Origin of the sequence: Parabacteroides goldsteinii DSM 19448 = WAL 12034, from assembly GCF_000969835.1 — a bacterium.
In the GTDB taxonomy this organism is placed as follows: domain Bacteria; phylum Bacteroidota; class Bacteroidia; order Bacteroidales; family Tannerellaceae; genus Parabacteroides; species Parabacteroides goldsteinii.
This window is the reverse complement of record NZ_KQ033913.1, coordinates 546,651-568,258: the sequence shown is the minus strand read 5'-3', so window position 1 is coordinate 568,258 and position 21,608 is coordinate 546,651. Positions and strand designations below refer to the sequence as shown.

Annotated in this window: 12 protein-coding genes; 7 read left to right on the top strand and 5 right to left on the bottom strand. The window is 45.3% G+C overall.

The window, feature by feature from the left end:
- Positions 1–3 precede the first annotated feature (3 nt).
- The 3 genes from HMPREF1535_RS15330 to nikR all read right to left on the bottom strand — a co-directional run bounded on the left by HMPREF1535_RS15330 (position 4) and on the right by nikR (position 7,144).
- A complete protein-coding gene (locus tag HMPREF1535_RS15330; protein WP_046146774.1) occupies positions 4–4,383 on the bottom strand; it encodes a T9SS type A sorting domain-containing protein in 4,380 nt (1,459 codons plus the stop codon).
- A gap of 355 nt (positions 4,384–4,738) precedes the next feature.
- Positions 4,739–6,649, bottom strand: coding sequence for a TonB-dependent receptor plug domain-containing protein (locus tag HMPREF1535_RS15325; RefSeq protein ID WP_007652980.1), 1,911 nt, complete (start codon positions 6,647–6,649; stop codon positions 4,739–4,741).
- Between the two features lie 93 nt (positions 6,650–6,742).
- Positions 6,743–7,144: a nickel-responsive transcriptional regulator NikR gene (gene nikR / locus HMPREF1535_RS15320; protein ID WP_007652978.1), complete on the bottom strand. Its 402-nt coding sequence runs from the start codon at positions 7,142–7,144 to the stop codon at positions 6,743–6,745.
- 170 nt (positions 7,145–7,314) lie between these two features.
- Between nikR and HMPREF1535_RS25100 the strand changes: the two genes are divergently transcribed.
- From HMPREF1535_RS25100 to HMPREF1535_RS15290, 7 genes are all read left to right on the top strand, one after another.
- On the top strand, positions 7,315–7,905 hold the full coding sequence (locus tag HMPREF1535_RS25100; protein WP_007652973.1) for a phage integrase SAM-like domain and Arm DNA-binding domain-containing protein: 591 nt from the start codon (positions 7,315–7,317) through the stop codon (positions 7,903–7,905).
- A 21-nt stretch (positions 7,906–7,926) separates the two neighbouring features.
- Entirely contained in the window at positions 7,927–8,568 is a 642-nt protein-coding gene (locus HMPREF1535_RS25095; protein ID WP_345702295.1) for a tyrosine-type recombinase/integrase, read from the top strand.
- A gap of 76 nt (positions 8,569–8,644) precedes the next feature.
- Positions 8,645–9,205 carry a DUF3575 domain-containing protein gene (locus HMPREF1535_RS15310; protein ID WP_046146773.1) on the top strand — a complete coding sequence of 187 codons (561 nt, stop codon included), beginning with the start codon at positions 8,645–8,647 and terminating at the stop codon, positions 9,203–9,205.
- Positions 9,206–9,217: 12 nt separating this feature from the next.
- Positions 9,218–10,840: a DUF3868 domain-containing protein gene (locus HMPREF1535_RS15305; protein ID WP_046146772.1), complete on the top strand. Its 1,623-nt coding sequence runs from the start codon at positions 9,218–9,220 to the stop codon at positions 10,838–10,840.
- A gap of 2 nt (positions 10,841–10,842) precedes the next feature.
- Entirely contained in the window at positions 10,843–11,775 is a 933-nt protein-coding gene (locus HMPREF1535_RS15300; protein WP_187386436.1) for a FimB/Mfa2 family fimbrial subunit, read from the top strand.
- A gap of 34 nt (positions 11,776–11,809) precedes the next feature.
- Positions 11,810–15,256, top strand: a complete 3,447-nt coding sequence (locus HMPREF1535_RS15295; protein WP_052716722.1) for a hypothetical protein — start codon at positions 11,810–11,812, stop codon at positions 15,254–15,256.
- A gap of 216 nt (positions 15,257–15,472) precedes the next feature.
- Positions 15,473–16,081 (top strand): virulence RhuM family protein, encoded by a 609-nt coding sequence (locus tag HMPREF1535_RS15290; protein ID WP_046146770.1) that lies wholly within the window; start codon positions 15,473–15,475, stop codon positions 16,079–16,081.
- A gap of 411 nt (positions 16,082–16,492) precedes the next feature.
- Here the strand turns inward: HMPREF1535_RS15290 and HMPREF1535_RS15285 are convergent, their stop codons facing one another.
- A complete protein-coding gene (locus tag HMPREF1535_RS15285) occupies positions 16,493–18,112 on the bottom strand; it encodes a SusD/RagB family nutrient-binding outer membrane lipoprotein (protein ID WP_007652968.1) in 1,620 nt (539 codons plus the stop codon).
- Positions 18,113–18,127: 15 nt separating this feature from the next.
- A complete protein-coding gene (locus tag HMPREF1535_RS15280; RefSeq protein ID WP_007652967.1) occupies positions 18,128–21,514 on the bottom strand; it encodes a TonB-dependent receptor in 3,387 nt (1,128 codons plus the stop codon).
- Between the last annotated feature and the right edge of the window lie 94 nt (positions 21,515–21,608).

Below are 21,608 nucleotides of genomic sequence, written 5' to 3'. Positions count from 1 at the left end.
AGCTTATTTTACGATGATTTTATGGGTTGTTGTTCTTCCTGAATCGGTGGTCACCTTCACGATGTAGCTGCCTGAAGCCATATTCGCGGGGATGGTGGTTTCGACTGTCGTGGTCGACTGCTTTTCGACCAGCTGACCGTTCAGGTTATAGATCTCGATGACTGCCGTCTCCGAGGCTTCGCCAGGCATGCCCAGCTTGACGGTTATCGGACTGTTCTTCTGCACCATCGTCGGGTAAACGGTGGTTACGGGGAACTGTGTCAGCGTATCGAACGTGATCGGGCAACTCACCACATGGCTGTCGTCTGCACGGTAGGCCTGGATGAAGTAACTGCCCAACAGGCCCTCGGGCACGGAGTAGTAGATCGAAGTGCCGTTCTTCTCGATTTTCTGCCCGTCATGATACCACTGGAAACGAACAAACTCGTTGTCCGGATTGGTGATGTACAGGAATTCGTTCCATTTCACCAGGACTCTCAGGCCGTTCTTGCGCACCGTCACCGTCACACTGCTCTCCATTCCACAGTCGCCATATACATCTACGTAGTAAGAGCCTTCCTTGTCGGACGTCAGGGCAGCCTGGTAGGTGGCCGAGGTCGCTCCTTCGATCGCCTCTTTGTTGAAGAACCACTGATAGGTCAGGTTCAGGCCACGGGCTTCTACGTTCAGGGTGAAGGCGTCGCCGTCACAAACGTATACGGACTGCGGTTGTTTGGTGATCATCGTGGTTTCCAGCATCTCGATTTCGAACGGATGCAGTTCCACCAGGCCCGGGTCGCTTTTCTTGCGCACATACACGTTTCCGGTGTAAACGCCCTTGCCGATTATCTGATAAACGGGCACTGCGAGATAGTCGGGAGTCACATCTTTATAGTCGGAATCCGTAAAGCCGGCTTTAAGCGCTTCGTCGGAGAAGCGGACGGAATATTCCAGGATATTGTCCGGATCGAGCAGGCGGAATGGTATTCTGAATTCGCTTTCCGAACCGCAGTGGGAGGCGATGTCGCCCAGTTCGATCATACCGCCGTCGCGGATGATGATGGTGTGGACGTAAGGAGGCTCGGTGTAATAGGCTGTCAGGGCCACGCTTTCACCGTTGTAGAGTGTCAGCTTGGTCACCGTATACACGTAGGTACCGACCAGCGTATGGGCTTCGCCCCGGTTGAAGGTATAACGCTCGGTTCTCGGAACGGCTTCCTCCAACGGATAGTGGTAACCGGCGGGGGTGGCGGTGTATTCGATCTCCCAGCGGTCATAAGTGATATTGTTGAAACCGACCGGACGGATCTGGACGTAGACCGGTGTGCCTTTCACCACGCTTGTCGTAGTCAGATTGTCCACATCGCGGAAGTCCTGAAGCTGGTTCGACGCCGTGGAGACCGACCATTGCAGGGCGCCGTGCGGGCCGGGGCCGGGACCGGGGTCTTCGCAGTCTGTGATGACGATGGTGTGCCGGTAGGGCGAGTCGTTATAATCGTATGTCTCGACGATTTTGTTTCCATACAGGTCATACAATGTCAGTTTGGTGACAGTGTAGACATATGTGCCGATTTCCGTATGTGCTTCGCGGTTATTGAAATTATGACGTTCGGTCTTGACGGTTGGATTCATGCCATAATAATGTTCCGCCGGAGTCACGGAGTATTCAACATCCCAACGTTCAAAAGTGATGTCTTCATGTCCGATCGGGCGGATTTGTACAAAGACAGGAGTTCCATAATTCACGGACGTTGTTGTCTGGTCGTCCACGTCACGGAAGTTAGATTGCTCGTGAGTGGTGGTCGATACCGACCATTGCAAAGCCGGTATTTTAGCTATCGGCTTCGCCTGGATGATCACGGTGTGGGTACAGGTGGCGTTACGATAGATATAAGTGGCAACCTCTACCCCATCCTTGTAAAGGATCAGTTTGCTTACATTATAATAATAAGTTCCTTCCAGCGTATGAGCTTCCCCTTTGTTGAAATCGTAGCGAAGGTTTTTTGCGATAGATTCTTCCATCGGGTAGTGGTAATCAACCGGCGTTGCGGTGTATTCGATGGACCAGCGGTCGTAATCTATGTAGTCAAGCTCTATCGGTCTGATCTGGACGTAAACGGGAGTTCCAACCATCACAGAAGTGGTAGAGTTGTTCTCCACATCGTTGAATTCGAATATCTCCGGAGTTGTTTTAGAGACTGACCATTGCAGCTTCAGGATAGAGTTGGGTTCCCACTGGGCGTACAGGTCGGTATTTTCTGTAATCGTGAAAGTCGCCCCGGGCTGGTATGCCGTACCTGTGCCGTCGGCATTCGTCGTCCATCTCAGGAAAATATGGTTCGGACGGATGGGCAAGGCGGTTGCCGGATAGGTGGCGACAGTTACTTTTCCCTCATCATATGAATGCTTATAGGTTTTGTCGGGCTCGAAGTTTGAATGATAGGTTACTTCCAAGGCATTTTCTTTCCATATGGCTTTATACATCGCATTCTTCGTCACGGCGGCCGAGCTGACCCAATCTTTTTCTTCCGCATCATCCGTTACCCATTTAACGAACGTCTTACCTTCGGGATGCACCAATTTATCCGGGGCTGTTGTGGGGCTGGATACTTTACCTCCATTATTGATAACCTTGTAATAATAGGAGGTCTTGCCATCTTTCTGGTTGTAATAATCAGCACCGGCGTAGGTATTGGCCTCCAGACCTGTCCAGTTTCCGCCATTGGCATTAAAACGTACCCAGAGAATTTCGACAGCGCCCGAATCCGAAAAGCCATCACTGGTCGTAATACGAGGATTGCCGTTCTGGTCTTTGCCCATCAGTTCACTCAAAGTAGAGTTATCGACAGTATCATCGGCAAGACCACTTGGCTGTATGTCGGCCAGGCTCTTGTCATTCGGCAGGATCGGTATCGTTTTAATAACACCGTAAAAAGCATCGTTCGCAGTATCCCATCTCGGATCGCCAGCCTTTTTGTCGCCGTAGGCGATAGGTTTAGGATCGGCTACGCCAAAGATATCTTCCAATGATTCTCCGATAACATTATTACCGGTTTTTGATGACCATGAAGAAGAAGTGATTGCCGGATAAATATCAGGATACCCTCCCGAATAGCTATAAGAACTCACATTCCCACTGATAATATTATTCTTTAATGCAGCTTTACCACTGCCATATACAGAAATACCTCCTCCTGCATTTCCGGAAGAGGCAGTTCCTTTCAAAGCATTATTCTTGATAACTGTGTTATTTTCGAAAACAGCCGTCGCTTTGGTATCGACTTCTACTGCACCACCTCCGTCCATGCCATCGGCTAAAATCGAACCTTTTCGCTGTTCCCCCCTTGCCACATTTCCATAAAACGTATTATTCTTCACCTGCGCATTCAGCAGGTATTGGCCGACAAGAGCAATCGCACCGCCCTCATCGAAAGCGGTATTCTCTATAAACGTACTATTTGTTATTTCGACTGCCGGTCTGTTCGGATAACTTCCTCCTCCATTATGCACATAAAAATAGAGAGCACCTCCATCGGCAGTGTTCCCCAGTTCGCCATAAGAGTCTATCTCATTTCCAACAAACTCACAATTATCAACTATAAACTTCTCAGGATAAGCATCTTTCAATGAGATAACACCACCACCAGCAGCGCCATCTTTTACAGCTGTATTATTCGTATTCTTGTAGAAACGGCTATTCTTAAAGGAAATAAGATCGGCCACATTCACTGTTATATAAATAATCGCTGAGGCATTCGCCCAGGCACCTTTGGCATAATTATAAGCGAATGTACAGTTTTCCACTTCATAAGAAGTACTTCCCCTCGTATAAATAACAGATCCACCATTATACGAATTTGTTATACCTAAAGAGATAAACGATGATTCCTTGATTGTTACTTTCTTGGAAGAAACATTTACGCCGGCTCCCGGTGGTCTCATTTTAGAAAAAAGACAATTAATTATCTTTAATTCTCCAGGGAAACTACCAGTTACTCCTCCTCCAATATTCGAAGCATCCGGATTCCAGTCTTTTGGGAATTCTCCACCTACTAATTCCGAGTCTTTTACTAATCCGGTAAGAGTCAGGTTTTGAATAGTCAATGTTCCCTCTCCTGATCCGTTGGCTGTAAAATGCTGTTTGTTTAAAGCAGCTTTCAGGGTTTGATTTGCCCCGTCAATAGTGATCTTTGCAGACGAATTGATTGTCAGATCAATAGAAGAAGCCTGCGTGTCAAAGTCCTCCACAAAATCCGCAGTCAGCACAAACACACTATTCTCAGTAGCAGTACTGACTTTCGTTTTTAACTCTGCTACCGTATTCACATCAACCGACGTTTGGGCTATTGCAGGCAACGTCGCCCATAATACCAACTGAAATAGAACATGTACGATCTTTTTCATAATACATTTACTCATAATTCTAATAAAATAAAGTTCAAAATATCTTCATCCCAAAATCAAAAGGGAATCATTTCCACTCTCTACCGACAGTTAAAAACCATTATCAAATCGAGGCAAATTTATAAATTAAGAACTGAATTGAGCATTAATTTTAATACATTAACGCGGCTTTGAAATACAATGGCAGCATGCTTTACATATCCACCATTTATGTTTACAAAAAGAACGAAGCAGCCATGATAACAGGCTCGCAAATTCAACATATTTAACACATCTACATAAAATGTCGCTTATAAAAACAAAAGAGACTGCCCCTTTCGAAACAGTCTCTTCCAACAATGTATTTATTATAGACTTAAAACGTCACATCTATCCCTCCCATAAATACCGCTTTCGGCATCGGATAACCTTCGTTAATAGAATATCGTGTAGCTGTCAGATTCTCTCCTTTCACAAACAGTTTCAATCCTTTAGCCTGCGAACCGAAACGGTAAGAAGCACGGGCATTCAATACGGTATAATCTTCTTTCTTATTTTTATCCGGTGTATTTCCAACAGTCGTATACAAATCGAAAATAGACTGCACACTCAGGTTAAAAGTAAAGCGGCCGGGCATATAAGTGGCACTGGCATAAAATTTATGAGCCGGAGCAGCCACTATAGCTTTATTCGTATACAGATAACTATAATTCATATCCAGATTCAAGTTGTTTAAGATCTGATATCCAGTCTCAAACTCAATCCCTTTATTATAAAAGCGCCCGATATTCGACATCTGACGATCCACTACAGAGATCATATCTTTCCCTTCAATATAAAAAGCCGTCAGTTCAGCATGCAAACGATTGTCACAAAAGTACTGCCCCACAGACAGTTCATAACTCAGCATACTTTCCGGTTTCAAATCCGGATTCGCCTTTGAATAAGGGAGATAGGATATATACAACTCACGCAGTGTCGGACTTCTATATCCTTTCGAAAAAGAACCCTTGATCGTATTACCCTGAAACGGACGAATCGCAAAACCAGCCTGTGGAACCCATTCGCCTCCATAAGCGCTACTATGTTCGTAACGTACGCCGGCATTCAGACTCAAAATATCGAAAAGATCCTGCTGCATGATTGCATAACCGGCTACTTCATTGACCGATTTCTTAACAATTTCTCCGACCGGGCCGTTAATCGTATCATTCCAGGCATGCCCTCCCCAATTCTTATAATCGACACCAGCGGTAAATGTATTTCCCTCCACTAAACGGAAAGACTGGTATAATTGAACACCGGTATTATGATCATCCGAATAAAACAGGAATGAGCGCGGGTCGGCATTAACGGCATGGCCGTCATTTATCTTATGGTGTCCCCAGTTATAGAAAACACGTAATGCTCCGCTAGACTTCTCATGATGGTTCTCCAAAGCGAAAGATGTTGTTCCACGAAGAATATGCATGATATGATCCAGCAACGGACTGGTAATCGCACCCGGATCTTCCGTATTATATTTAGCTAAGCTCAAATTTCCGGTTACTTTATATTGGTTATTGATCCGATATCCCATATTAGCAAAACCATTTGTAATATCAAATTTGGAATCAGGCCGGTGACCATCTGAACGGTCGTGATTCACAGAAACGAAACTACTGAAATTTCCGATATTATAGCCATTATTAATCATGTACTTCTGCGTATTGTACGAACCAAACATAACACGTGCCTGCGTACGACGGCCTTCCTGTTTATGCTGGCGGGTGATAATGTTGACTACTCCTCCCATCGCATTTGAACCGTATAATAACGAACCCGGTCCACGGATCACCTCAACCCGTTCAATATCAGAAGCCACATATGTATCAGGCAACGAATGTCCAAAAACACCAGCCCATTGCGGCTGTCCGTCAAACAACATCAACACTTTATTCCCTTGACCTACTCCACGAATATTTACCGTACCGGCCGACCCGTTTGAAACACCAAATCCGGTAATCCCCTTTTCCGTTACAAACAATCCGGGAACACGCTCCGATAACACCGGTAACAAAGCCGACTCACTGCTAGCCTCTATCTGATCCCGGTCTATCACTGAAATAGTAAGGGGAACACTATTCCGGTTTACCTGTATCTTATTTGCAGAAATCACTACACCCTGCAAATTGATCAGACTATCTATTCCCAACGGCTCAATCGGTTCGACCGGATCAACCGGCCCGGAGGCAAAGACTGCCGAACCCGCCAGCAGTCCTGAAATAAGTAAAAATCCTTTCTTCATCATTTATTCTTGTATAACATTTGTCATCTGTTTCCCCATCCAAGGTAACACCTATTTAAATAATCGTGTTACCAAACCGGCAAAAAAATAGGCTTAATCCGCCCGACTCATCACCAATTTACCATGTTTAATTCCCTTTATAGCAGTCAGTTTATCGGCCAATTCCGTCAAACGGTGAGCCGTGCCCATCACAGTTTCGATGTGCAGACAAAAATGCTGATTGATATAATACTGGGAAGACGAGAGTATCACGTCCTGATAGTCTTGCTCGATACCGACAATCTTGGAAGCTATCGCTTTCTTCTCCTGGTCGTACATTATAATAATAGTACCGGCAACGATATGGTTACACTGCCATTTCCTTTCGGCCACGTTCTTTTCTATCAGGAACCGGATCGCTTGCGAACGATTGGCGAAGCCATTTTCGTCCACATACTTATCCAACGATTCCAACAGATTCTCTTCCAGAGAGACACCAAAACGTTTTATAGCCATATAGTGTTTATTTATTTCAAGCGGTAAAGATATATATTTTCTTACCGGTACAAAAGTAGTACGATAATAAAGATATAACATTATACAAATTACGGTAATTTGTACCTATATTACAGATTTATTAACCGCCAATACATGCACGTTTACAAACATTATTCATTAAAAAAATTATGGAACTGAACAAAGAAAAAAACAAAACGACCATCTCTGTCAACCTGAAACGACGACAGGGAACAGACAACAACCGGGAAACCGCTTTGTACCTGCAAGTGATTTACCGCCGTAAAGTCAGACAAATAAGTCTCCCATACAAACTGCATGAAGATGAATGGGATGAAAACAGACAACTGGCAATAGTCCCCCCAGGATGCCTTCCTGAGCGGTATCTTTATCTGATGGAGATAAACCAAAAAACCAGCGAAGAAAAACAGCGTATGCAAACAGTTATTACCCGGCTTCCGAAAAATAAGGAAATAACAGCCGATATGATCATAGAAAGTTATAAGGCACTTCTCAGGGGGAATACCTTTATCGCTTATATCGAACAAATCATTAAACAATTTGCGGCAGAAGACAGAAATGCCAGTGTAAGGCATTACCGAAGCCTGCATAACAGTTTTCTTAAATACCTACCGACAGAGAATATCCTACTGAACGATATCGACGAAGAGCTGATAAAAAAATATGAATCATGGCTGATCGAAAGAAAATTGCATCCCAATACGGTCTCTTTTTACATGCGCAACCTGAAAGCGCTTTAGAACCGTGCCGTTAATGACAGAATTATCGAAGCACGTCCCTCACCATTCAGGCATATTAATACCGGTACAGGGAAAAGCACCAAAAGAGCAGTAGACAAGAATGTAATACTCAGCATAGAAAAGCTGGACAGCAAAAAACTATCTGAAAAGGTAATCCTTGCCCGTCTCTACTTTCTTTTTTGCTACTACGCACAAGGTATGGCATTTATCGACCTGGCACACCTGACCGACAAAAATATTCAAGGCGACTACCTGATCTATACACGGCATAAAACAGGGGAAAAAATACGTATCAAACTACTGCCTGTCATGAAAAAGATCATCCGGTATGTCCGGCAGAACAAAGAAGGACTTTTATTTCCCATATTATCCGGACCAGATGCTTCATACAGAGAATACGAAAAGAAACTTCGTCTTTACAATGGTGAACTGAAAAAACTGGGGTTACTGGTCAATGCACATCTTTCTTCATATGTTGCACGTCATTCATGGACTACACATGTAAAAAATCTGGGAGTTCCCGACAATCTCATTTCAGAAGGGATGGGACATACCTCAGTAAAAACGACACATATTTATATCGACTTTACCAAATGTAACATGCTTGATCTGATCAATAAGAAATTGATTACGGGAAAAAGCAGAAAAATCAAGGGTATCTGAAAATAATTCTATAACGGGAAATCTGTCTCTTACCAAGAGACAGAACCGGAAAATACGATATTATAATATAGGGTATATGCGAAGAAAATTCCACTTCCTATTGTTTTTGCTCATTGGTTTACCAGTTTTTGTTGCCGGACAACAGACTGCATTAAAAACCAATGCTCTCTTTTGGGCAACAACAACTCCCAATATCGGAGTTGAAGTGGGTATTTCCCACAACATAACCATTGAATTATGGGGAGCATACAACGCCTGGAAATATCCGGATGACATGAAGCTGAATTTATACCTTTTGCAGCCGGAAGCCCGTTATTGGTTCTGCCGTAAATTCGAAGGACACTTCATCGGTATGCATGGTCATTACGGTCATTTCAATATCGGGCAGATCCCCTTCATCTCAGGGCTAAAAGAATATACATTACGTGGCGATCTCTATGGAGGAGGCGTAAGCTATGGCTATCACTGGGCATTCGACGAACGCTGGGGGATTGAAGCAATGATCGGGGCAGGTTATGCTTACATGAAATATGACAAACTGCGCTGTGCCGAATGCGGCGAACGCGAAGGCAGTTACACCCGCACCTACTTTGGTCCCACCCGCATCGGTATTTCATTCATCTATTTCCTACGTTAATATTTTCGGCTTATGAGACGACAGATATATACATTAATATTAATACTGGGTGTTATGCTTTTATTTCCCCTGTCCGGAACCGCGGCAACAAAAGGTATCCGTATCGTGCCGCGCTCCGCCTGGGTGAAAAACGACAGCCTGCATCTTTCTATCCTAATGGACCTGGAAGATGTACAGGTGAATACGTATACAGCCGTTACTTTCACACCGGTATTAAAAAACAAACAAAGTACGCTTGAACTTCCGGCCGTCATACTGACAGGCGGAAGCCGTCACCGGTTCGACAGACGCGAACAGGCCTTGCAGACAAACAAAAGCCGACAGGCCGTTCCTTTCCTGACAATCATTGAAAACCGGCACACTGCCGGTAGTAAAAAAGTAGATTATCTGATCACGGTTCCCTATGCTGCCTGGATGCAACAGTCGTCTTTATTATTACGTCAGGATTTAAAAGATTGCTGCGATACACAAACATTAGGCATCGACACACTAAGATACCGGTTGCCTTTCGCATCGGCGCTTCACACAGAAACAGCCACCGTCACAAAGGAGCAGAATGAAAATAAAGCAATAACGAAACGCGTACTTCCCCATACAGTCCGTCCTGCAAAAACCGGTAATCACGCTACGCCCGTTCTTCCCGCTCCTCAACATATTGAAAAAATAGTATGGAGCAATTCCGATCTCGACCTCTACATTCCGATGGTTTCTTTCCTCACTCCCGATCTCACAGGGTCTGACAAGCACCATACGGAAAGTGCCATACTCTATATCGACTACCCACTGGGAAAAGACGACATATATCCGGACTACAAAGACAACAGGAAAGAAATCGATAAAATAGACCGTATCCTCTCGCCGCTTTCCAACAATCGCTTCTCCACTTTCGAGCGGATACAGGTACGGGGCTACTCCTCGCCCGACGGTCCTTATGGGGAAAACGAACGTCTGGCACAGGTACGCTCACGGTTGTTTGCCGGCTATATCCGCGACGCTTACGACCTGCCGCGCCACCGCATTGAAGTATCGTCGGTAGCCGAAGACTGGGAAGGTCTGAAAGAGCTGTTGCAGCAGACCCAACCGCCCTATGCCGATGCGGTACTCCGCATCATCAGGAAATACGGCATCTTCAACGGTCGCGAAAAACAACTGATGGACCTGCAGGGAGGAATGCCTTACAAAGATATGCTGCGCCGTTTCTTCCCGAAACTGCGCCGTATCGAAGTTGTGGTAGAATACAATATTAATGAGATAGACCACCAGGATGCCTCCGAACTGATCTATACCCATCCCGACCTGTTGAGCCTGGAAGAGATGTACGAAACGGCACGCTACTACCGTCCCGGCACCGACCAGTACCGCGAGGTTTACGAGATAGCCGCCTTCCATTTCCCTGACGATGTAACGGCCAATGTCAACGCCGCCTCTGCCGTGATGCTGACAGGCGACCTGATCTCGGCCTGGAATTACCTGCGAAAAGTGGAAGCCGATCCCCGTGCCTGGAACAATATGGGCGTGCTCACCCTGATGGAAGGTAATCCCGAAGGTGCAGCCCTTTGGTTCCGCAAAGCGGTAGGCATAGAACCGCGGAAAGCAAGAAGAAATTTACAAATCGCGGAGGGAATGTATAAATGAGCATGCAACGGTTCATACATATTATCCGGGGATTACTGTCGATTGTACTGACAGCCTGTTCGTTTGGCGACGAGCCTGCCATCTGCCCGTACAACACGCGCCTCGAATACTGGTATGCCGGAAGCGGTACACAAAATATGCTGCCTACCTATGTAGACAACCTCCGCCAATACCTGTTCGATGCCGACGGGCAGCTGCTCTCCGAAATCACCCTCAGGGGCGACAGCATAAGCGGATGGCAGGGAGAACTGAAAGACGGCACCTATACCTTCGTCCTTTGGGGAAATCTGGGAGGAACAAACGAACAAATCATAACCACAAAAAGCAATATGAATATAAACGAAATGACACTAAGCGCCGAGCAGCAAGGTATCCCGCCGGGTTACCGCGGCAACACCGACCGGCTTTACTACGGCACCGCAACCGTCGAAGTAAAGAACGGAGCCGCCCAACGCCGGCGGATATACCTGTCGCACGCCCATGCCGCCATGACCGTTACTGTCCGCTGGATGACCGACGAACCGGCAGACGGTATTTTCCGGATGCGGCTGAAAGGTATTCCGGCCCTCTACAGCTTCAACGGCAGCGAAGCAAATCCCGTGCCTTCGGGCGACGGCACTTATTCCTTACCTTATATAGGCAACAAGATCACCTATCATGAAACCCGTGCCGCCATGAACTACGAGGGCGAAGTGATCGGCGAATTCGTCACCTTCCGCTACACCTCCTCCACCCATCAGTTATGGAGCCTCTGGCGCGACGGAGAGCAGATCGTCAAGGATATCGACCTGAACCTGTTTTTCAACAAACTGCCTATGGATATGGATACAAACATGGAACAGGAGTTCGATCTGCTGGTCACGGTGTATGAGAATAAGATCGTTGTAACACAGGCCACGGCATCCGACTGGGATGAAGGGGGAGCGATTGGATAATTGAAAGTTACCGTAATATTAAAAATATAGTGAAATGAAAAAGATTAATTACATGATGTTATCCTGTTTATTCGTACTGCTGGGGAGCTGTACGGAAGAGGTACAACAAAAAGGCGAACAACCTGCACCGGAGGGCGGAAGCGATGCCATTACACGGCAGGAAGTAATGCTCAATTTAAAAAACAAACTGGTACTCGACCGGGAGAAAACCAAAGGAGAAACAATCGCTACCGCCGAAGAGAATGCCATCTCGGCCCTCGATGTATATGTGTTCGCTTCCGAAACGGAAAACGGCGATTACTCTTTCATGGAACGGTTCGCCTACCGCAACACTCCAGACGCTGTCCTGCCTGCCGGAGCTTCGGAATTGCAACTGACGCCGACCGATGCCGACGCCAAAGAAACAACCGGCCTACTGAAAGTGAAGAAAGGACTGTTCGTCAAACTATATTGCATTGCCAACAACACGACACTGGTCGACCCTGCACACGAAGGCCAGCCGGTAGACGATGCGGCATTCGTCCCGCTCGAACTCTCTACTACCGACGATAATAAAACAACAGTAAAGACGCCCGGTGCTCCGCTGGAAACAACCTTCGCCACCTGGCATACACATCTGCTGACAAGCACGGTTCAGGCCGATACGCTGGCTACACCCCTGGCCATGACAGGCGCACTCACAACTCCGCTCGACCTGACCGATTTCGGCAGCGCGGCACGCGTTCAGGCAGGAATACGCCTCACACGACTCGTCGCACGCTATGATATTATCAATGAAGCGGGAAGTTCCCGCTTCACCATCGAGACAGTCTCGATGGGCAACGCACGACGCGGCTCGGACTTATTCCCAATACGACCTTACGGCGATATGCCCGAAGCGAAACCAGACGAACTCATTACAACTCCGGAGCGACGATTCTACGGAGAGAATGCAAACAAGGGGATACAGGCAGGAGCCTTCTACTCCTATCCTTCACCACTTAAAGACAAAGGTTTCTTAATTCTGAAAGGTATGTATAAGATCAACGAATCAGAAAGCAAAGAGGTTTCCTACCAGATACCCTTCACACAGCAAGCGGCGGACGGCAACCAGACTTTCCTCGAGATTGCCAACAACCACCGCTACACCATCGCCATCACGGCAGCAGACGAATACCATCTCGACTGTACACTCTACGTGGCAGACTGGACAGACGACGGTAGCATCGACGATTTCAAACCCGACCAGGATTCGGGAGAAATCGACGTGACAATTCCCGCCGAATTCACGGACGACACTAAATACGACCCCGACACGCGCTCGGTCAGCATGTCGCTTAAGCCCAAAAGCCAGTTCACCGTGACTACTACCGCCACGGCTAATCTCACCGTTTATAAAAAATATGTAGGCGGAATTGACGCACAGCAATACGACTGGCTGGAAATATCAGAACCAGCCGTTTCCACTAAAGCGGCTTCAATGAATTATAATTATACCTTCTCGCTCAAAGAAGATTATACACTGGGACGTTACCCGCGCGCCGTATTACGTTTCACCAACACCATGAACGGCTCGGAAACAACCTTCTTCGTGGAAGCTGTTTCTGTACCGCAGGCAGACGTAACACCGCAGGTAGGCGATAACAACCCTAACTCTTTCGATGCTGAAAACAAGCTAGTAAACCTCTACCGCATTACCGGCAGTAATGCACATGTGCGTATTACCTGCCCGGACGGGTCAGAGGTGGATAGTAAACCCGACTGGCTCGATGTCGCCGTCTACAAACAAAGCGGAGCAGAAACTACCTATTCCTTTACACTCAACGACCGCGATGTTACCGGCGTTACTGACGATAAAGGCACTGTCGTTTTCTATAATAAAAAAGCGAACGATCTAAAAACGGATATTGTCGTACAACTGCTCGATGCCACTCTCAAACCGGACTTCACCTATCCGAGTCTGAATGATGGAAAAAACAGTTACGAAGCACCTGCAGGCGACACGCCGGGAAACATCAATATGCAGATTTCGGACAATAACGAATTCTCTATCGGGTGTAAATCCATGCTGGGCATCGAGATCGGCTTGGACTTCGACGGAGGTTCCGAATGGCTAAAAGTAAAAGGCGCTCCCGTCACAAAAACTCTCAATGAAAATACCCTGTTGACCTTCTCGTTAGACAATGCAAAGCTGAGAGGAGCGAAAAAGGCGACCGTCACACTCAAAAACAAGATTGGCGGCGAAAACACCGTCTTCACCGTATCACCGGTATTCCCCGTCCCCACCGTCACTTTTGTCAGCGGAAGCAACTCGCCCACCCAAAACACGATGACGGGCACTGACATCAAATTGTATCAGGTGAAAGGATCGCAAGTTAGCATCAAAGCAAATGCACTGGGTGGTACCTGCGTCAAAAATATCGAAGGCGACATTACCGTTGAGGCGGCCGATGATTATGCTGTAGAAAAGACCTATGTAGTCACCTGGAAGAGCGGTAACTCTGCCACTTTCCAGATTGCTAACAAATCGGACGAGACAAAGGCTACTACTACGTATACGGTAAATGCACCGGCTACGACAATTGAGGCATCAAACCTCTATGTAAAAGCGGCTAACTCTGGAAATACAAACATATCCGTCACTTCTCCTGAAGGAGTTAAGGCAACTGTATTGAATTGGAACAAAGGCGATCAATGGTTTGACATCTCAACAGACCAAACTACTGGAAGCGGTGCTAAAAATATTGTAATCACCCAACGCAATAATATAAACGCGATAATGAAATCTGTTACCATCCGACTGACCAATAAAATAGCAGGAGGAGCATCTAAAGATATTACAGTGACTCCGAATGGATTTGTAGCGCCTACATTATCAGAAAGTTCCAAGACATTCGATAATTTTAGTAAATCGTACTCGACGACTACAACATTTACTGTCTCCTCACCCGGAGGTTCTAATTACGTCAAGATGACAAATGAAAGTGTGGCATCAATTTCAAAAAGTAACAACAAGTATACCATTACATTAAAGGATAAAGGTAGTACAGTTATTACCATCGCCAATGCATCCAGTACAGATCTAACGTCTACTTATACATTAACAGTAAAAGCATCAAAGAACTACAATGGAAAAACTGCATATATATATGGCAATTATCTGATTGCTCCTGAAGATGCAGCAAATAGTGTAGCCCTAAAAGATGTCGATAAAACAATCTGTTCCAAACAGACTGGTGCAACTTGGCGCATTCCGACATCGAGCGAGTGGAGAACAATATTGGGAACCAGCGGAACAGATGTATTATCATCATCATCTGCTCTATGGCAAGATTGGTATAATAAGAATCTGTTTGTATTGACCTCGGGAGCATATCTTTCTATGACCAGTTATTTCAGTTCTGATTCTGAAACGATGAGATTTTTTTCAGGAGGTGCGAATGTAGCTACTGAAAATAATCAGAATACAATTGGACACGTTCGTTGTATCACTGATAAATAGAAAACAAATAACAAAAACGGCAAGCAGGCTCCGCCTGAGCGATCTTTGACATGATGGGATTGATAGGAAAAAGATAAATCTGTTTCTAATCAAGTGTTGTAAAAACAATGAGACTAAACTGATTCTATTTTGAAAATATTTTAATCAACTTGTATTCTATATCAATTGAAAACAATACCTTTGCCTACATAATTCAACAATCAAAACATATTAATTATGAAAGACAAAGGAGAAATTATTGTTTATCAATCTGAAAACACCTTACAATTAGAGGTTAGAATGGAAGATGAAACCGTTTGGCTGACCCAGGCACAAATGATAGAATTATTTCAAAGAGATCAATCAGTTATAGCCAGACACATCGGAAACATTTTCAAAGAAAAAGAGTTGGATGAAAAAAGCAATATGCATTTTTTGCATATTGCAAATTCAGATAAACCGGTGAAGGTCTATAGCCTCGACGTTATTATCTCTGTTGGCTATCGAGTAAAGTCACAAAGAGGTACTCAATTCAGGATATGGGCGAACAAAGTACTTAAAGAATATATGTTTAAAGGATATGTTATTAATCAACGCATAAACAAAATAGAAGTGACTATTTACACAAACCAGATACCGAAACAGTTATCGTTGGATTTGCAGCGTCACAACGCTCAATATGATCCAATCGACATCCAATTGTTTAGACAGTCGCACGACCGTTTCCTGATCATAGATGAAAAAGAACTTTACCATATCGGTGCTTCCTTGAAAGATTTAGGAAAGAAATGGTTCGCTTTCTCTAAAATACAATTAGATATAAAAGAATTACTAAATCATTTATAAAACAGAAACTCCCTTCTTATTTCTTTTCCCTGTCAATCGCATCTGTAACCTAACGACAGATGCACCAATCGTTACGCAGCCCCCAGCAAGGGATTGCGCAGCTTTTTGTGTGCGTTTGTGTAAACAGCCACCCCGGGACAGTTTCCCGGACAGGTTCCGCCCGAGGGCGACATCTGGTTCCACTTCGTGGGCGGAGGTGGCTACTGAACAATTATTAGGTAAAACCTATTGTTTTCGTTTAGATAAAGATTTATCCATAATAACATGTGCTTTTACAAAAGGCCTCTACGAAATACGTGTAGAGGCTGAAAGTAATAAAGAATTAGCATTAAAAAAACGGAAGCCGCTCATACCACGACTTCCGTTTCCATCATCTTATACTCTTACCTTAATCTAATAACTGTATATCATCTAAAAGTTTCTTCCGGTATCCCACCATAGACGGGTTCCACAATTGTCGGCGCCACCCAATGCCTTTGTCAAAGCAGCATACTGCTCGGGATTGGCTGTTTGGATGCCGACAAAGAAGTTTAGTCTGCGCGGTCCCAGATTTGTATCGATTGTTCCCTGGCTGTCGTTCACCAAAACCGGGAACAGCTTAGGATAGCCGGTACGTCTTTGTTCAGCCCAAGCCTCACAGCCTTCGGGATAGCAGGCAATCCATTTCTGGGTAATAATCTTTTCAAGTTTTTCTTCGTTTGAAGCAGCGTTGTCCCATGCAGGAGTTACCTGGCTCATAGCTTCTACATTGAAAGCAGCATTGAAAGCATCCTGATAGCCTTTCGGCGTTTTCGTACTTTCCAGATATACGGCAACATCTTTAGCTCCCCACTGTGCAAAAGAGGCTTTAACGCCGTTTTCATAACAAGAACCCGGATTTTCGGAAGACCAACCTCTCAAAGCGGCCTCTGCACGCAGAAACCATACCTCGGCAGCTGTCATCAAGATAGCATTAGACGTCTGTGAAATAGTACTTTTCGAATGCTTGCTGTAATTTTTATGGTTGAACCCTGTTCCCTGGCGGATTCCTTTATAAGTTCCCTTCACCGGAACAATTTCAGTGCCTTCGCCACCAGCCGCTCTATCAAAATACTTCGGCAAGCGAGGGTCATCATAACCACCCAAATAAGATTCCATGTTCGCATTCAGAAATACTTCACCCCAGCCTTTATTGATTTCACCGAACGGGTTATTATAACCGGTTCCGTCGGTAGAAACAGCTACGATATCGTTATCTTCTTCCAACAAACCTCCTGCATCCGTCAAAGCTTTCTTGGCTTCTGAGGCTGCCAGTACGGGGTCGGCCATGGCAATACGGATAGCGAGACGGAGGCGCAACGAATTAGCAAACCGTATCCATTCGGCATACGTACGTTTGCCCTGCGGCATCAGGATATCAAATTTGGCAAAGTTTTCCACATCCGGATTTGCTTCCATATAGGCACGTATCAAGCCGATTCCGGCATCCAAGTCTTCAAAGAATGCCTTATAAGCCTCAGCCTGTGTATCCGGCATGGAACCAGTCTTCGAACCAAACTGTGTATAGACGATAGGACCATACAAATCAGATACACGGTGCATCAGTTCAACCTTCAATATCTGGGTAATACCATAGAAAGAAGGATAATCTTTCTCCGTCAGATCTTCGGATTTCTGAATCTCCGTCATGATATATCCGTAGGTGTTTTCCCAAAACGAACCGTTCCATCCGTCCTGCATATTATAGGTTGTGTTCCCACGCCCTTCATTAAACGGATTGAAGTCGTGCACATAACCGGAAAACATATCGGCACCCAGGTTCTGCATTACCTGGAACGGCCAGTTCTTACCACCACCCCAGTCGTAATTAAAATAAATACCCTGCTGAACTACTCCCAAAGGAATACCGTATTTATTGAACTCCTGCTCTTTCGATTTATCCGGGAAACCGGCCTGGTTCGTATTATAAGATTCAAAATCATCCGTACAAGCTGAAAAACCGATCAATCCGCCCAGAAAAATTGCGGCTATATATTTATAATTCTTTTTCATAATATACTGTCTTTATTAGAATGTAAATTTAACATTGAAACCTAAGCTTCTGGTAGTCGGCATACCGAATACATCGATACCCTGGTTGTCGTTGCCCGTTGAAAGGACTGCATCCGGATCGAAAGGAGCCGATTTGTGGAAGAAGAATAAGTTACGACCGACAAATGACAACTGTACATCCTGGAAAACCTTCGTTTTCTCCAGCAATCTCTTCGGGAACGTATAGCCTAAAGATAGTTCACGCAGGCGGATATTGGTTGCACTATACATATAATATTCGGTACATCCGTTACGACCGCTGACAGCCGTATAGAATTTATCCGGTTTCACTTGCGTACCTTCCAGGTCTACAAATCCGGCATTACGTGCTGCAGCTGATTCGACGCTCACACCCTTCTGGTCCATATCGGCCTGTGTCTGCGACAAAACATCGCCACCAAAGCGGCCATCGATCAGGAAGTAAAGGCTAAATCCTTTATAAGTCAAGGTATTTCCCCAGCCCAACATAAAGTCAGGATTGCTATTACCTACTTTGACCGTATTACCCGAACCGACTACGTTAGGAACCAAATCACCATCCTCATCCTTCGAGAAAACAATTTGGCCTGTCGCTTCGTCGCGTTCGAACGCCTTGCCATAAATATCACCCAGTGCACCACCTTCTACAAGACGCATGGAGTAAGAGGAAGAGAAACCTTCGTCGCCATAGACAAATGTCTTCAGGTCAGGATGAAGTTCGATCACTTTGTTCTTATTCGTTGAGAAGTTGAATGAAGTCTTCCAACGGAAATCTTCTGTCATTACCGGTGTGATACCCAAGCTGATTTCAACACCCTGATTCTGGATGTTACCGGCATTCACATAGTAATATTTATAAGCTGCACCAGCAGAAGAAGGCAAAGTAAACAACTGGTTCTTCGTGTTTGTCTTATAGTAAGTGAAATCGAAGTCCAAACGGTAATCGAAGAATTTCCATTCCGTACCTACTTCCCATGAAGTACTCATTTCAGGTTTCAGTTCATCGAACGGAGCTTTTGAATTCGTCTGGATAGCTCCGCCAGCCACGATCAGGTCGTTGCTTCCGGCAACCGGATTACTGATGAAAAGAGGCAGGTCATTACCTACTTTACTCCATGAACCTCTTACCTTACCGAAGTTGATCCATTCCGGCATCGTCAGCGAGTTATTGATGATCCATGACAAGCCAACCGACGGATAGAAGAAACTGCTGTGTTTTGTATAAGCCAGCGTCGACGACCAGTCGTTACGGGCGGTCAGGTCCAGGTATAAACTTTCTTTCCATCCCAGCTGGGCGGTTGCAAAGACAGACTGCATCACACGTTTCTGATCGATCTGCTGGTCGATATAAGAAGCCGTAGACATGATGATGTTAGCTACCGAGAACTGGTTCGGATAATACAGGGAAGCAGTCTTTGAATCCAGCCTCAGGGAGTTGACTGTCGTACTATTAATACTACCACCGATAGCGCCTGTCAAAGCAAAGTCGTCCCATTTCTTATTAAACATAGCCATAAAGTCTCCATAATACAACGTTTCCGTATGATTCAGGTCTATATAACGGCCGTTCGATCCGGCAATAGCCGGTGCGGTCGATGCATACATTTTCTGGTTATATGTATCGTGTGTATAATCGACTGTTCCACGAGCTTGCAGGCTCAACCAATCTGTAATCTTCAGGCTGGCCGTCAAAGAAGTGATGGCACGGGTACGTTTGTCGTTACTTTTAATACGGTTAGTGATCCAATACGGATTCTGTTCCATATCACGTTCGGCATCTGTATACCAGTTTTGTTCCATCAAATTGCGGGTGTCGTTGAAAGTTTCAAAGTTCGTGCGATACTCACCGATATTCTCGCCACGCGGGAAACGGTAAAGACCTACCAACGGGTTCATGTAATAACCACCGGAGGCCGGACGGTTCTTGATACTCTGCGACAGTAAATTCACGTTCGCATCCAGTTTCAGGTAATCATCAAAGAAACTGGCGGTTTCGCGGAAATTCAGGTTATGCTTCTGCATCTTATTATGCTCCACGATACCTTTTGCGGTTGTGTTGGCATATGAGAAATAAGTCTGCATCTTTTCGTTACCGGTCGTAAGAGACAGGGAGTTGATAGCGGTCACTCCATTCTGGAAGAAGTCACCGACATTATCATAAGGGGTCAGACTCCCCTTCGGCCCCCAACTGGTCTTTGTTTCCTTATCCATCCCGTATTCATTCTGAAATTCCGGTAAACTCATGGCATGATCGACCGTCAGGTTGGAAGAGAAAGTGATCTTCTGCACGCCAGCTTTCCCTTTCTTCGTTGTGATCAGGATAACACCGTTGGCTGCTTGCGAACCGTAAAGAGCGGCAGCGGAAGCACCTTTCAGGATACTCATGCTTTCGATATCGTCCGGGTTGAGGTTGGAAATACCATCGCCACCATCACGGTTACCGGCATCTGCCGTACCACCGATTGCGCTGACAGCCTGTTCGTTACTGCTATTCAACATCGGTACACCATCGATTACATATAAAGGTTGGTTGTTTCCGCTTACCGAACGGTTACCACGAATAGATACTTTGGCTGAACCACCCAATCCGGAAGAACTTTTGTTGATCTGAACCCCTGCTGTCTTACCAGCCAGGGCATTGATCATATTCGGGTCTTTCGCACGTGTCAGCTCATCGCCCCCCACCTGCTGGGTCGAATAAGTAAGGGAGGCTTCTTTCTTTTTGATACCCAAAGCCGTGACTACCACTTCTTCGATATTCTGGGTATCTTCTGCCAATTGTACATTCAGAGAAGACTGGCCGGCATATTTAACTTCCTGCGGGTTATATCCGATATAAGATATAACGATAACGGAATTTTGAGGAACGGTCAATGTAAATTTACCATCGATATCGGTAATCGTACCGTTGGTTGTACCTTTTTGCAACACGTTGGCACCGATGATCGGTTCGCCCGTTTTATCAGTAACAACACCTGTTACCGTCTTTCCGGCCTGTTGCATGATCGCTTCCTTTTTATTAAGGATAATTTTTGTGTTTACTACCGTATAAGCGATATCGGAATCACCGAACAGTTTGTTTAGCACATCGAAAATGTTCTTTTCGTCTACTTTTACAGATACTTTACGGCTGGTGTTTACAATGTTGGCATCATAGATAAACGAGAAGTCCGTTTCATTTTCAACAGCTTCGAGCACACTGGCGATCGTACTGTTCGACATATCCAGCGAAAGCGTAGCATTTTGTGCATACGTATTACCCGCTACTGCGATACCAAGACTAAGGAAAAAGAATACAACGCTCAATCTCATAACTAATGGTATTTTTCGGAAGAGAGAATAACTTTTCTTACCGATAATTTCTAAGGTTACAATTTTATTCATAATTTTGTGATGCTTATTATTTAATATAAAGTTAACTATAGCTGCGTCAACAGCTTGGACTTTTACATGCGGGAAGATGCGTCAACATCTTTCT